The 14,121-nt window shown below is 37.6% G+C and carries 11 protein-coding genes and 2 tRNA genes; 9 read left to right on the top strand and 4 right to left on the bottom strand.

Annotation, left to right across the window (positions count from 1 at the left end; translation table 11 throughout):
- From I6E24_RS02665 to rpmA, 4 genes are all read left to right on the top strand, one after another.
- Positions 1 to 1,023: hemolysin family protein (locus I6E24_RS02665; RefSeq protein WP_235326007.1), on the top strand; the 1,023-nt coding region annotated here is incomplete at its 5' end.
- A 96-nt stretch (positions 1,024 to 1,119) separates the two neighbouring features.
- Positions 1,120 to 3,255 carry a peptidylprolyl isomerase gene (locus I6E24_RS02670; RefSeq protein ID WP_235326009.1) on the top strand — a complete coding sequence of 712 codons (2,136 nt, stop codon included), beginning with the start codon at positions 1,120 to 1,122 and terminating at the stop codon, positions 3,253 to 3,255.
- A 329-nt stretch (positions 3,256 to 3,584) separates the two neighbouring features.
- Positions 3,585 to 3,902 (top strand): 50S ribosomal protein L21, encoded by a 318-nt coding sequence (gene rplU / locus I6E24_RS02675; protein ID WP_204443597.1) that lies wholly within the window; start codon positions 3,585 to 3,587, stop codon positions 3,900 to 3,902.
- A gap of 20 nt (positions 3,903 to 3,922) precedes the next feature.
- Positions 3,923 to 4,186, top strand: coding sequence for a 50S ribosomal protein L27 (rpmA, locus tag I6E24_RS02680; RefSeq protein ID WP_235326011.1), 264 nt, complete (start codon positions 3,923 to 3,925; stop codon positions 4,184 to 4,186).
- A 189-nt stretch (positions 4,187 to 4,375) separates the two neighbouring features.
- Here the strand turns inward: rpmA and I6E24_RS02685 are convergent.
- Positions 4,376 to 4,449, bottom strand: a tRNA-Met gene (locus I6E24_RS02685).
- Between the two features lie 57 nt (positions 4,450 to 4,506).
- Positions 4,507 to 4,580: transfer RNA gene (locus tag I6E24_RS02690), tRNA-Met, on the bottom strand.
- A gap of 264 nt (positions 4,581 to 4,844) precedes the next feature.
- On the opposite strand from I6E24_RS02690, the gene I6E24_RS02695 reads away from it, so the two are divergent.
- The 5 genes from I6E24_RS02695 to I6E24_RS02715 all read left to right on the top strand — a co-directional run bounded on the left by I6E24_RS02695 (position 4,845) and on the right by I6E24_RS02715 (position 10,477).
- Positions 4,845 to 5,228 (top strand): START-like domain-containing protein, encoded by a 384-nt coding sequence (locus I6E24_RS02695; RefSeq protein WP_235326013.1) that lies wholly within the window; start codon positions 4,845 to 4,847, stop codon positions 5,226 to 5,228.
- An 84-nt stretch (positions 5,229 to 5,312) separates the two neighbouring features.
- Positions 5,313 to 7,211 carry an LptF/LptG family permease gene (locus I6E24_RS02700; RefSeq protein ID WP_235326062.1) on the top strand — a complete coding sequence of 633 codons (1,899 nt, stop codon included), beginning with the start codon at positions 5,313 to 5,315 and terminating at the stop codon, positions 7,209 to 7,211.
- 12 nt (positions 7,212 to 7,223) lie between these two features.
- Positions 7,224 to 8,438: a bifunctional 3,4-dihydroxy-2-butanone-4-phosphate synthase/GTP cyclohydrolase II gene (locus tag I6E24_RS02705; protein ID WP_235326015.1), complete on the top strand. Its 1,215-nt coding sequence runs from the start codon at positions 7,224 to 7,226 to the stop codon at positions 8,436 to 8,438.
- A 17-nt stretch (positions 8,439 to 8,455) separates the two neighbouring features.
- Complete coding sequence (locus tag I6E24_RS02710) at positions 8,456 to 9,169, top strand: Bax inhibitor-1/YccA family protein (RefSeq protein WP_235326017.1); 714 nt, start codon at positions 8,456 to 8,458, stop codon at positions 9,167 to 9,169.
- 114 nt (positions 9,170 to 9,283) lie between these two features.
- A complete protein-coding gene (locus tag I6E24_RS02715) occupies positions 9,284 to 10,477 on the top strand; it encodes a pyridoxal phosphate-dependent aminotransferase (protein WP_235326019.1) in 1,194 nt (397 codons plus the stop codon).
- A 170-nt stretch (positions 10,478 to 10,647) separates the two neighbouring features.
- Here the strand turns inward: I6E24_RS02715 and I6E24_RS02720 are convergent, their stop codons facing one another.
- Together I6E24_RS02720 and I6E24_RS02725 are read right to left on the bottom strand one after the other, a co-directional pair.
- Complete coding sequence (locus I6E24_RS02720; protein ID WP_154043305.1) at positions 10,648 to 10,815, bottom strand: DUF362 domain-containing protein; 168 nt, start codon at positions 10,813 to 10,815, stop codon at positions 10,648 to 10,650.
- A 120-nt stretch (positions 10,816 to 10,935) separates the two neighbouring features.
- A complete protein-coding gene (locus tag I6E24_RS02725) occupies positions 10,936 to 13,899 on the bottom strand; it encodes a glycoside hydrolase family 3 N-terminal domain-containing protein (protein WP_235326021.1) in 2,964 nt (987 codons plus the stop codon).
- Positions 13,900 to 14,121 lie beyond the last annotated feature (222 nt).

Genomic DNA, 14,121 nt, shown 5'->3' on the forward strand with positions numbered 1-14,121 from the left:
GAACAACATTTACTTATAGGAATAATAACAAATGAAGTATTGCTTGTTGTGACACAGACCATTATATCAACATTAGTAATATTAATAACAGGTGAATTCCTTCCAAAAACTCTGTTTAAAATAAACCCAAATCTAACTTTAAAAATATTCTGCGTACCAACATTCCTATGCTACCTTATTCTATACCCAATAAGTAAATTCTCTGCACTTGTTTCCACTACAATACTAAGACTGGCAGGAAAAAAGATAAAAAAAGAAGACAGCGAAAAAGCATTTTCAAAAGTAGACCTGGATTATCTCATTGAAAGCAGTATTGACGATACAATAAAAGAGAATGAAATAGAGCCGGAAATACAAATATTCCGCAATGTACTGGATTTCTCAAATATAAAGGTAAAAGACTGCATGATACCAAGAACAGAAATTATTGCAGCAGAAACAGGTACTTCGAAAGAAGAAATCATGAAAATCTTCATAGATAGCGGATTGAGTAAACTCATAATATACAGAGACAATATTGATAATATTATAGGATACATACACTCATCCGAGATGTTCAACACACATACTGATTGGGAAAACAATATCAAATCAATACCAGTTGTACCAGAAAGCATGAGTGCGAACAAACTTATGCAGCTACTAATGCAACAGAAAAAAACTTTGGCTGTAATAGTGGATGAATTTGGTGGAACATCAGGAATAATAGCATTAGAAGATTTAGTAGAAGAACTGTTAGGAGACATTGAAGACGAACACGACAACAAGAATACTATAGCAAAAAAAATAAATGAAAATGAATACATTCTCTCCGGTCGTCTGGAAATAGAAGAAATAAATGAAAAGTTCAATCTGAATCTACCGGAAAGCGATGAATATCAAACTCTGGGAGGATTAATTATCAATGAGTTCCAAAGGATCCCAAAACCTCACGAAAACATATTAATTGACAGATTTCAATTCAATATAATAAAAGCTACAAGTACAAAAATAGAGCTTGTAAAACTGAAAATACAGAAATAAGCATTTTTTTCTACAGAAAATAGCAACTCAAAAACATTTTTCGTATCTTCGTGCGCTAATTACAGAAAAACAATAAACAAAAAATAATAAATTTAAATGGCAACTTTACAAACAATTAGAAGCAAAGGACCATTGTTGGTCATTGTTATCGGTATTGCCCTCTTCGCCTTTATCGCAGGCGACGCCTGGAAAATTTTCCAGCCACATCAAGGAAGGCAAGACATTGGAGAAATTAATGGAGAAAAAATCTCCGCACAAGATTATCAAAAGCTGGTTGATGAATACACTGAAGTCATTAAATTGACAAACGGATTAGCTTCTCTAAATGAGACTCAGCTGGCAAGTGTAAAAGACCAGGTATGGCAATCATACGTAAACAACAAACTAATTGCAGAACAGGCAGAAAAACTGGGTCTCACGGTTACAGATGCTGAAATTCAGTCTATCATTGACGAAGGGACTCATCCAATGCTGATGAATACTCCGTTCCGCAATCCACAAACTGGTGCTTTCGATAAGGATATGTTGAAGAAATTCCTTGTTGATTATGCTAATCTAAGCACAAGCCAAATGCCAGCGCAGTATGTAGAATACTATCAGACAATGGGTAATTTCTGGAACTTTGTTGAAAAGACATTAAGACAGTCTGCTTTGGCCGAAAAATATCAGAACCTTATTGCTAAGTCTCTGATTTCAAATCCTGCTTCTGCAGAAGATGCTTTCAAATCTCGCACAGAACAGAGCGATTTACTTATGGCAGCTGTTCCATATTCTGCAGTAAACGATTCTTTGGTAAAAGTTTCAGATGACGAAATAAAGAAACTTTACAACGAAAGAAAAGAACAGTTCAAGCAGCTGGCTGAAACTCGTAACATACGTTTTGTAGACGTACAGGTACAACCTTCAGATGCAGACAGAAAAGCAGTATTGGACGAAGTAACAGAATATAGCGAACAATTAAACAATACCACTTCAGACTACGGTACATTTGTACGTACAACAGGTTCAGCTGTATCATACTCTGATATTCCTGTCAACAAATCAGTTTTACCATCTGACGTTGTAGCACGTCTTGACTCAATTGGTATGAACGAAGTATTCGGTCCATATTACAGTCAGACTGACGATTCATACAATGCTTTCAAGATTATTGAAAAAGTAAATGCTCCTGACTCTATACAGTTCCGTCAGATACAAGTTTATGCAAATACTCAAGAAAAGACAAAAACTCTTACTGACAGTATCTACGATGCACTGAAAGGTGGAGCAAACTTTGAAGAAATTGCAAAAGTCTACGGACAGACAGGCGAAGCCACATGGGTAAGCGCCAGATCTTGGGAAGGCGGACAGCTAAATACTGAAAACGAGACTTTCATCAAGACTCTTATCAACCAGCCAGTAAAAGAGCTTGCTAAATTAAACATTGGTCAGGCAAATATTATCCTGGAAGTAATGAACAAAAAAAGTATTCAGGAAAAATATAAAGTGGCAGTCATCAAACGTAATGTTGAATTCAGCAACGATACATATAACGATGTATACAACAAGTTCAGCCAGTTTGTAGCACAAAGCAACACTATCGAAGAACTTGAAAAAAATGCTGAAGAATACGGTTATACAGTAATGCCTCGTACAGACTTCTCTTCTGCTGAACATTATGTAGGCGGTGTTCCTTCAACTAAAGAAGTTATCCGTTGGATATTCAGCGCTAAAGAAGGAGAAGTATCTCCACTTTATGAATGTGGAAACAATGATCATATCATGGTTGTTGCTCTTGACAAAATCAATCCTGTAGGATATCGTAACATCAACTCAGTAGCAGACATGCTTCGCAGCGAGATTCGCCGCGACAAAAAGGCTGAAATGATTATGGCAGACATGAAGGCTTGCACATCTATCGATCAGGCTAAAGCTATTAAGAATGCGGTAAGCGACACAGTTAAGCACGTTACATTCTCAGCTCCAGCATACATATCACTTACTAGAGGTAGCGAACCTGTAATTGGTGCAGTAGCGTCAAAAACAGCTGTAAACGCAACAAGTGCTCCTGTTAAGGGTAATGCAGGTGTTTATATAGTACAGGTTTTGAGCAAGGATAACGGCACTGAAAAACTGGATGTTAAATCAGAAGAAGCAACACTGACAAACATGTATGCAAGATTTGCAACACAGTTCATCAATGATCTCTATCAGAAAGCTGAAGTAACAGATAATCGTTACCTGTATTTCTAATAAAATAAATCATTTAAGAAAATAATCGGATATGTTTCGCGATGGAATATATCCGATTATTTTCTTATTATAAAATCCAATACTATACTCTAAGATGTATATATAAACAAGAATCTATAAACTATCAATATAAGACAAACAAAATAACATCAGTATTAGAATGATTATTATTGAAAAAGAGGATTTTATACAAAAAAATGATCTAAAACTATTGATTATATAAAGTATTTAGAGTATCTTTGCAGCCGATTTTAGTCCGTGGAGGTAAACAAGTGGTTGCCAGAATCAATCCACCTTACGGAAGAAACCCGTTTAATAATTATAATAAAATGTACGTAATCGTAGAAATTAACGGTCAGCAGTTCAAAGCTGAAGAAGGCAAGAAACTGTTTGTACACCACATTCAGAACGCTGAAAACGGCGCAACTGTTGAATTTGACAAAGTTTTGTTGGTTGACAACAATGGTACTGTAACTGTAGGTGCTCCTACTGTAGAAGGTGCAAAAGTGGTTTGCGAAGTTAAGTCAAACCTTGTAAAGGGTGACAAAGTATTGGTATTCCACAAGAAGAGAAGAAAAGGTTACAGAAAACTGAACGGTCACCGTCAGCAGTTTACAGAATTGACAATCAAACAAGTTATTGCTTAATCATTAAAACGTAGAAGAAAATGGCACATAAAAAAGGTGTAGGTAGTTCTAAGAACGGTCGTGAATCAGAAAGCAAGAGATTAGGCGTAAAGATATTCGGTGGTTCAGCTTGTAAGGCTGGTAATATCATTGTTCGTCAAAGAGGAACAGTTCACAATCCAGGTAACAATGTAGGTATGGGTAGTGACCACACTCTTTACGCATTGGTAGATGGTACAGTATGTTTCAAAAAAGGTCGTGAAAACAGAAGCTATGTTTCTGTAATTCCTTGCGCTGAAGCATAATCCAAAACTAACTAAAGAAATTAAAAGGTACATCATAAGATGTACCTTTTTTTATACCCCTAACACAAATATACTTGACTACTACAAAACAATAGGAAGCCGGCTCAATCTTCCATTATTTAGTGCATAAAAAAAAGACACTTAAGAAAATATTTCCTAAATGTCTTATATTAATTCCATTATGTCGTGTAGCGGGAACCGGGATTGAACCGGTGACCTCATGATTATGAATCATGCGCTCTAACCAGCTGAGCTATCCCGCCATTGTTTATAAAAACCGCCAGGCGTGGAAGCCACCCAACGGCCTAATCGTTAAATAGTAGCGGGAACCGGGATTGAACCGGTGACCTCATGATTATGAATCATGCGCTCTAACCAGCTGAGCTATCCCGCCATTGTTTCTCGATTGCGGGTGCAAAGGTATCATCTTTTTTTTTAATAAACAAGCTTTTCCATGTTTTTTTACTCAAAAAGATAAAATTTATTTCAGTATAAAATGACTATACATTTCAAGCAAAACAACAGGGCATGAAGATTTAAACAACAAAGCATTCCAATACTATGTTTTATAATATAGAAAAAATTGCGCCATTAGTCGGAAAATTTACTTTAATTTGCCAACAATTAAAAAAACACAGAAATAATACACCAATAACACATGAAAAAAAAATTAAAAATAGAATATCCGCTGAATCCTACTTCAAGAATCATAATATGGAATGCAATTAGTACTCCAGCAGGTCTGGAAAGATGGTTTGCCGACAAAGTTACAAGAAACGGAAAAACATATACATTCAAATGGGGAAAAACAGAGAGTAGAGACGCTGATATCACAAACACCAGATCTGAGTATTTCATCAGATTTCATTGGAAGGACGATGAAGAACCTAAATCTTTTTTCGAATTCAAAATATTATTCAACGAGCTCACTTCCGACCATATACTTGAGGTAACAGATTTTGCCGACCCTGAAGATGAAGAAGACACTATTAATCTATGGAATTCACAAATCGACGTACTGAAAAGGGTTTTTGGAGTATAGACTGTAATAATTAAAAATATACAAAACATTACCCCCCTATCCATATTTTATGCTATTTTTGCATCATAATATAAAATGATGGGAATATTACGTATAAAAAAATTAGATATATTCGTTCTAAAGAGTTTTACTTTACTCTTTGCTGGAACATTCTTTATATGCCTGTTCATCTTCATGATGCAATTCTTGTGGAAATATGTTGACGAACTGGTGGGAAAAGGACTTGAGCTTGACATACTGGCTCAGTTCTTCATTCTTTCTGCACTTACACTTATACCATTATCATTGCCACTTGCAATACTTCTAGCAGCACTTATGACATTTGGTAATTTCGGAGAAAGATACGAATTGCTGTCAATGAAAGCTGCAGGTATTCCACTTCTAAGAATAATGCGTCCAATTGCTTTGTTGTGCATAATCTTAGGACTTACATCGTTTTACTTCCAAAATGTAATAGGCCCCAAAGCTCAAAAACAATTGTGGACTTTATTGGTTTCTATGAAACAAAAGTCGCCGGAAGTTGATATACCCGAAAGAGTTTTCTATTCAGATATAGAAGGCTACAATATTTACGTTAACAAGAAAGACAGAGAAACCGGTATTTTGAAAGATGTGTTGATATACAATTTTTCAGATGGTTTCGAGAATGCACGTATTATTTGGGCAGAAGAAGGCAAACTGGAACTCACCGCCGACAAAAAGCACCTGTACCTACACCTGTACAACGGTGAATTGTTCGAAAACTTAAAGTCGCAGAACATCGATTCAAAAAATGTACCATACAGAAGAGAAACTTTCAGCGAAAAACATACACTTATCGACTTCGATGCTGAATTCAACATGGTAGATGGAAGTTTTCTGAACAGACGTTCGGACATTAAAAACATGAAAGAAATCACAGCTACAATAGATTCACTGACTGCATATACAGACAGTGTAGGAAGAGCGATGCATGATGAAATAATGTCATCAACTTATAAGACTACAGAATTAAGCAAAGCGGACTCAACAAAAATTATAGAACAGAATCTGTTATCAATCAATACCGACAGTATTTACCGTTCCCTCAGTTCTGATGAGAAATTAAAGACTTTATCAGCAACAGAAAGAAGGATGTCATCATTAAGCTCAGATTGGAGTATGAAATCATTTGTCACACAAGACAATGACAAAAGCATTCGTTCGCACAAATCAGACTGGCACAAGAAAATAACGCTTTCGTTTGCATGTGTATTCTTCTTTTTTATTGGTGCACCTTTAGGAGCAATCATTAGAAAAGGAGGATTAGGAATGCCTGTAGTCATATCAGTACTAATTTTCATACTGTATTACATCATTGATTCCGGAGCTACACGTGTGGCCAAAAGTGGAGAAATGAACATCATACTGGGAACTTGGATGAGTAGTCTAGTACTGGCCCCTATGGGAGTGTTCCTGACATACAAGTCAAACAAAGATTCTGTAGTATTCAACATTGATGTCTATAAGGCATTCTTTAGAAAAATATTCGGTCTGAGACAATCAAGACATATATTCAGAAAGGAAGTAATAATTTACAGCCCAGAATATAAGAAAGTATACGAAGATTTAGAATCGATATGCAACGAGTGTGAGAGCTACGCAAGTACACATAAGCTATTGGGACCTCCAAACTATTATAAGATATTTACAAACCACACACATGATGACCATATCAAAGACATAAGCATACAGATTGAAAGCGTAGTAGAAGAACTTTCAAATTCAAAAGATCCGGTGATATTGAACAAATTGAACAACTACCCGTTCTTATTTATAAAGGCACATAAAAGTGTTTCCGACAAAATATGGCTTAATATAATACTAGGTATAATATTCCCCGCCGGAATTATTATATGGTTTAATATATGGAGACATAGAGTAACACTGGACAAGGACTTGAAAGTAATAGTAAAAACAAGCAGAGACATTCAGGAAAGAATAAAAAATAACATATTACAATAGCATATATACATTATGGATAAAATCAAACTGAACACAATCGAAGAAGCAATAGAAGATTTTCGTAAGGGTGAAATCGTCATAGTAGTAGACGATGAAGACCGCGAAAATGAAGGCGATATGATAGTTGCAGCCGAACTTATCACACCTGAAAAAGTAAACTTCATGCTGAAACATGCCAGAGGTGTACTTTGTGCTCCTATAACAATATCAAGATGTGATGAGTTGGACTTGCCTAGACAAGTATCAAACAACACATCTATATTAGGAACTCCTTTCACTGTAACAATTGATAAACTCGAGGGATGCAGTACTGGAGTTTCAGCAGCAGACAGAGCCGCAACAATACGTGCTCTTGCGGATCCGAATTCAAAACCAGAGACATTCGGACGCCCTGGTCACATTAACCCGCTGTACGCACAGGACAAAGGAGTTCTTCGTAGAGCAGGACACACAGAAGCTTCTATCGACCTGGCGCGCCTTGCAGGACTGTATCCGGCAGCAGCACTTATGGAAATTATGAATGAAGACGGAACAATGTCACGCCTGCCGGAACTCAGAAAACTGGCAGACGAATTCGGTTTTAAACTGATTTCGATAGCAGATCTCATTGCCTACCGTCTGAAACAAGAGTCACTTGTAGAAAAAGGGGTGGAAGTAGATATGCCTACCGAACACGGACATTTCAGACTCATTCCTTTCCGCCAGAAAAGTAACGGTCTGGAGCATGTAGCCCTGATAAAAGGTAATTTCACACCGGACGAACCTGTATTGGTAAGAGTACACTCATCATGCGCTACAGGCGACATCTTCGGTTCAATGAGATGCGACTGTGGCGAACAGCTCCATAAGGCAATGGAACTTATCGACAAGGAAGGCAAAGGTGCCGTAATTTATCTTAACCAGGAAGGAAGAGGTATTGGGCTGATGGAAAAGATGAAAGCATACAAGCTTCAGGAAGAAGGTATGGACACGGTAGATGCAAATATCTGCCTGGGACATCAGGCCGATGAACGAGACTACGGAGTGGGTGCACAGATTTTAAGAGAAGTAGGTATAACTAAAATGCGTCTGCTTACAAACAATCCTGTAAAGAGAGTTGGTCTGGAGGCATATGGACTTGAAATCGTGGAGAATGTACCAATCGAAGTAACTCCAAACGAATTCAATGAAAGATATCTGCATACCAAGAAAGAACGTATGGGACATACTCTTCATTTTAACAAATAAATTAATATCAAATAACTATGAACATACTCGAAAGCAAGAATCTGATACAAGATTCATACAAATCGAAGGTTGCACAGAATGCTCTAATGCGCAGTGTTTATACATGGATGACCCTGGCACTTGCCATAACAGGTCTGACAGCCATGTATATGGCCAAATCAATGACAGTCCTTAACCTCATGACACAAAACTCTATGATGTTTTGGGGAATGCTTATTGCCGAAGTTGTATTGGTAATGTATATGACTGCCAGAATAAACAAAATCAGCTTTACTACGGCTACTCTGTTGTTCATTGCCTATTCCATTCTTAACGGAATGACATTGTCTATCCTGTTTTTGGTATACACAATGAGTTCCATAGCAACTACATTCTTTGTAACAGCAGGAACATTCGGAGCAATGGCAATATTTGGTTATGTAACTAAAAAAGACCTTACACGTATAGGCAACCTCTGTATTATGGGAGTGATAGGTATTATCATAGCATCGGTGGTTAATATGTTTTTACACAATTCCATGATGGATATGATAATCTCATACGTGGGAGTACTGCTATTTGTAGGTCTTACGGCATACGATGCCCAGAAGATCAAGCATCTGCTCAGTGGTGATGATATAGAAGTAAATGAGTCCACACAGAAAATTGCACTATTAGGCGCACTTACGCTATACTTGGACTTCATAAATCTGTTTATTTATCTTCTTAGAATATTAGGAGACAGAAAGTAAATAAAATGCCGCTATATGCGGCATTTTTTCATTTTCAAAGTTATTTCTATTGCGTATGTCATTAGAAATAACTTATTTTGCAAAATAAATCAACATTTAAACAAGGACTATACAATGAACCAACTTTCAGATCGTTTGAACAGCCTGTCGCCATCGGCTACATTGGCTATGTCGCAAAAGAGCAGCGAATTAAAAGCTCAAGGTATTGACGTAATCAATCTTAGTGTAGGTGAACCAGATTTCAATACACCGGATCACATCAAGGAAGCAGCAAAACAGGCTATTGATGACAATTTCTCACGTTATTCACCAGTTCCGGGATATCCGGCTTTGCGTAACGCTATAGTAGAGAAATTGAAGAAAGAAAACGGACTTGAATATACAGCAGCACAGATCAGTTGTGCAAATGGTGCAAAACAGTCTGTTTGTAACACTATCATGGCTCTTATCAACAAAGGCGACGAAGTTATCGTTCCTGCGCCATATTGGGTTAGCTATCCTGAAATGGTAAAATTGGCAGAAGGAACTCCAGTTATTGTAAGTGCAGGTATAGAGCAGGACTTCAAGATTACTCCAGAACAGCTTGAAGCTACAATTACTCCTAACACTCGTGCACTTATCTTATGTTCTCCTTCTAACCCAACCGGTTCTGTTTATACAAAAGAAGAGTTGGCCGGATTGGCTGCAGTACTTGCAAAACACGAACGTGTAATTGTTATTGCAGACGAAATCTACGAACATATCAACTATATAGGAAAGCATGAAAGCATTGCTCAGTTTGCAGAGATTAAAGACCGCGTAGTTATAGTAAACGGTGTATCAAAAGCTTATGCAATGACAGGATGGCGTATCGGTTTCATTGCCGGACCGGAATGGATTGTAAAAGGTGTAAACAAACTTCAGGGACAATATACTTCAGGTCCATGTTCAGTATCTCAGAAGGCTGCTGAAGCTGCCTACACAGGAACTCAGGAACCTGTAGAAGAAATGCGTAAGGCTTTCGAACGTCGCCGTGACCTTATCGTCAAGTTGGCTAAAGAAATCCCGGGTTTTGAAGTTAACACTCCACAAGGAGCATTCTATCTTTTCCCTAAATGTGATTCTTTCTTCGGTAAGAAAGACGGAGACAGAGTGATAAACAATTCTGACGATTTAGCTATGTACCTTCTTGAAGTAGGTCATGTTGCATGCGTTGGCGGTACATCATTCGGTGCTCCTGAATGTATCCGTATGAGCTACGCTACTTCTGACGAAAACATTGTAGAATCAATGCGTAGAATCAAAGAAACATTGGCTCGTCTGAAATAAATTGATATCTATATCAGATCTATAATAAACAGAGGCTGTCTCAAATACATTTTGGGACAGCCTCTACTTTTTTCAGCAAGTAAATGCTGTATGTCTTGTGTAATGAAATAAAAAAAGGCTGTCCCAATTGGAACAGCCTAAATTCGTTGTCATAAATTGACGACTGGATATTATCCCTGATGAATAGCTTCAGAAGGACAAACATCAGCGCAAGTACCACATTCTGTACAAGCATCTGGATTGATAGAATATTTGTCACCTTCAGAAATTGCACCTACTGGGCATTCATCGATACAAGTACCGCAAGCGATACAATCGTCACTAATTACGTAAGCCATTGTTGTAAAAAAATTAAGTTATTATTAGTACTAATTGTTGATGCAAAGTTAGTATTTTTACTCATAATTGTAACATCCACATTGCAGAAAGTAGATAATTTGTACGTTGTCTAAATAAAATCATTTCATTAGGGCCTGATATATTGTCTGTTGTATAGCAGGACGAATTTTCAGTTTCATAAGATTTTTCCTGTCGCACGGATTAGGATATATCCTGTTACAAAGAAAAACATAGACCAAGTCATTGTCAGGATCAGCCCAAGCACAAGTACCGGTAAATCCGGTGTGCCCAAATACAGATGCCGGAGTTTCCGGTGCACAATATCCATCATCCGGATTCTCAGGGTCAGGTTTGTCAAACCCCAATCCTCGTCTGCTGTTTTTTGATTTCATAGTCAGAAACAGTTCACATGTAGCACGCGAAAGGTATCTGCGGTCTCCCATCACACCTTTATCTAGCAGCATCTGATAAATTGTAGCCACTTCCCTAGCAGTAGAAAATAATCCTGCATTGCCGGACACACCACCCAACATTGCAGCCGCCTCATCATGTACATATCCATGTACAGGTCCTCTCCTCAAGAAATCCTCTTTAACAGTAGGAACTATTTCATCCTTATCATATCTGTTCAAAGGATTATACAATGTATGGACAAGCCCCATTGGTTTATAGAAATTATCTTCCAGATACTTATCCATAGACATTCCTGATATTTTCTCCACGGCCTCTTTCAGAAGCATGAAATTCAAACAACTATATCTGTATGAATGACCTTTTAAATTAGCATCTGCTATTTCCTGTAACACCACATTCCTGAACTCAGGTTTCACATAAATATTGTCCGAGATTTTAAGAGTATATCCGGCTGTGTCTTTCTCAGCAACCCATTCAGGGAGAAAATCATAATCAGTACATAGATACAGTGCATTACCTACCTTCACTTTATGATTTGCATCTCTGTATTTTTTATACATACCACCCTTGCAGCTTTTTGAGTCTATCGCTTTCATATAAAATGGCAGATAGGCAGGCAGCCCAGACTCATGATACAATAATTGCTGTATGGTAATGTTTTTCTTATCAGTCGACTTAAGCATTGGGACATAATCCGATATCTTATCTGTCAGATTAATCTTTCCTTCATCGTAAAGTTTCATCACGGCCAGCAATGTAGCTGTAGTCTTGGTCAATGAAGCCAAATCATACAAGTCGTTTTCCCTGACCTTTCTCTGGGATTCGTATGTGTGCGTACCAAAACATTTGTTATAAACCTGATAACCGTTTTTCCATACCAGCACATGACATCCCGGATAAGCACCTTGTTCTATACCATATTCTGCAATACTATCAATCCTTGACAACACTTTAGAATTCATTCCGAACTCTTCCGGCTTATACCGTCTTGGTCTGTCAGGATCTACCACAACCCCTACTCCAGCCTTATATTCGTCATTGAAATCCACAGAAAGTCTTCCGTCAACCTTTTGATTACCTAATAATGCATCTGCCACAAACTCCTGAACAGCCTTATCGTCAGAATGAGCCAATATCGCAGCCGACGACTGTGCCACTACATCCTGCATACTCTGAAGAGCTTTATGCGAATTGAAACACACCAGTATAGTAGGTTTTCCCTTTGCCAAATCCATAAGCATCTTCCTATACTTATTAATATCAGAAGAGTAGACAGCGACAATAACTCTCTGGGCCGGAGTTATTCTCTTCTTCAGATATTGCAGAGAGTCCAGATTGGCATGCAACCAGGTGACAGGATAAGTTTTGTTTATCTTATTAAAGAATGGATATGTTTCGGACAAAGTAGATGACACATTAAGAACTACAGTTCCGGATAGAGACAAATCAAGAGGAAGCATTTCGTCCGAATCTTTAATAACCGTTACAGCTGATTTCTTCACATTGTTCATCAAGTTATCGGTATATGCTCTTTTTATGCGTGACATAACATTTTCTGTATCAACAGACGGACGCTTATTCAATCCAAAAGCATATTTATATGTCAAAACCTTACGACATTTTTCATCAATCTGCTGTTCAGTTATTTTCCCTTCTTTAACAGCTTTAAGTACACCGTCAAGTTCACGTTTAAGATTTCTTGGTGCCAGCACCATATCATTTCCTGCCGCCAAAGCTTGAGCCGAGACATAAGGTGTGTTTGAAATACCTTTCATCTCAAGCGCATCCGTAAAGACCATTCCCTTGAATCCCAATTCATTTTTCAGAAGTTCCGTAACTATGTTATGTGATACAGAAGCTGCTTTATTATCTAAAACTGGTATATTAAGATGACCTACCATAATTCCACCCACTCCTGCCTCAATAGCCTTACGGAATGGATACAATTCTATACTGTCCAGCCTTTCTCTACTGAATGGCAATACCGGCAATGCCTTATGCGAATCCACCTCAGTATCACCATGTCCCGGGAAATGTTTACACACAGCCAGAACACCTCCATCTTCCAATCCCTTGGAATAGGCTAATACTTTTCTAGCCACCAAATCTCTGTCACTGCCAAAAGAACGGGTATTTATTACAGGATTTTTTGGATTATTGTCTATATCTGCAACGGGCGCAAAATTTACATGAACTCCTATTTCCCTTAATTGTCGTGCCACTTCTTTTCCGTAGTCATAAATCAGTGTATCATTCTGAATACATCCCAACACTCTGTTTCTCGGGAAAGAAGGAGTACCCTTCAGGCGCATAGCCAATCCCCATTCACCGTCGAAAGTGATTAATAAAGGAATATCAGCCATGCTTTGGGCATAATTAGTAAGTTCTATCTGTTTCTGTACTTCTCCACCAGAAAAGAGCAAACCTCCCACCCCATATTCTTTCACAGCATCTGCTATATTCTGTTTATTCTGCTGAGTTGTATATGGTGCAACAGTATGTATAAACAACTGCCCTATTTTCTGCTTCAAGGTCATAGCCTCAAGCTTATTGTTCACCCATATACGGCAAGAAGCCTCATCACTTATATTTTTATGTATGAAATCGGTCTGTGCCTTCAATCCGAAAGATATAGCCAACATCATACACACCATTAAGATTTTCTTCATATCTTTTCAATTTTAAATACTTATATTATTGCGAATTTAAACAAAAAACATAAATCATACAAATAAAGGAACAAAGTATGGAAAAAGTTTGTGAAATTAGTGTCAGTAAAAAAATCCATACATATTTCAGGACAGTAAAAATCCAGAAAAAAACATGGGCAAATTAGAACTAAAACACGGGCATGTTTGAATCAAAATGTGGGCAAATTTTATTTTAAGTTC

The organism is Bacteroides caecigallinarum, assembly GCF_021530995.1.
In the GTDB taxonomy this organism is placed as follows: Bacteria; Bacteroidota; Bacteroidia; order Bacteroidales; family Bacteroidaceae; genus Phocaeicola; species Phocaeicola faecigallinarum.

Excerpts from the sequence above, each read along its gene's own strand:
- I6E24_RS02670 (WP_235326009.1), top strand. The coding sequence starts at position 1,120 with ATGGCAACTTTACAAACAATTAGAAGCAAAGGACCATTGTTGGTCATT.
- rplU (WP_204443597.1), top strand. The coding sequence starts at position 3,585 with ATGTACGTAATCGTAGAAATTAACGGTCAGCAGTTCAAAGCTGAAGAA.
- rpmA (WP_235326011.1), top strand. The coding sequence starts at position 3,923 with ATGGCACATAAAAAAGGTGTAGGTAGTTCTAAGAACGGTCGTGAATCA.
- I6E24_RS02695 (WP_235326013.1), top strand. The coding sequence starts at position 4,845 with ATGAAAAAAAAATTAAAAATAGAATATCCGCTGAATCCTACTTCAAGA.
- I6E24_RS02705 (WP_235326015.1), top strand. The coding sequence starts at position 7,224 with ATGGATAAAATCAAACTGAACACAATCGAAGAAGCAATAGAAGATTTT.
- I6E24_RS02710 (WP_235326017.1), top strand. The coding sequence starts at position 8,456 with ATGAACATACTCGAAAGCAAGAATCTGATACAAGATTCATACAAATCG.
- I6E24_RS02715 (WP_235326019.1), top strand. The coding sequence starts at position 9,284 with ATGAACCAACTTTCAGATCGTTTGAACAGCCTGTCGCCATCGGCTACA.
- I6E24_RS02720 (WP_154043305.1), bottom strand. The coding sequence starts at position 10,815 with ATGGCTTACGTAATTAGTGACGATTGTATCGCTTGCGGTACTTGTATC.
- I6E24_RS02725 (WP_235326021.1), bottom strand. The coding sequence starts at position 13,899 with ATGAAGAAAATCTTAATGGTGTGTATGATGTTGGCTATATCTTTCGGA.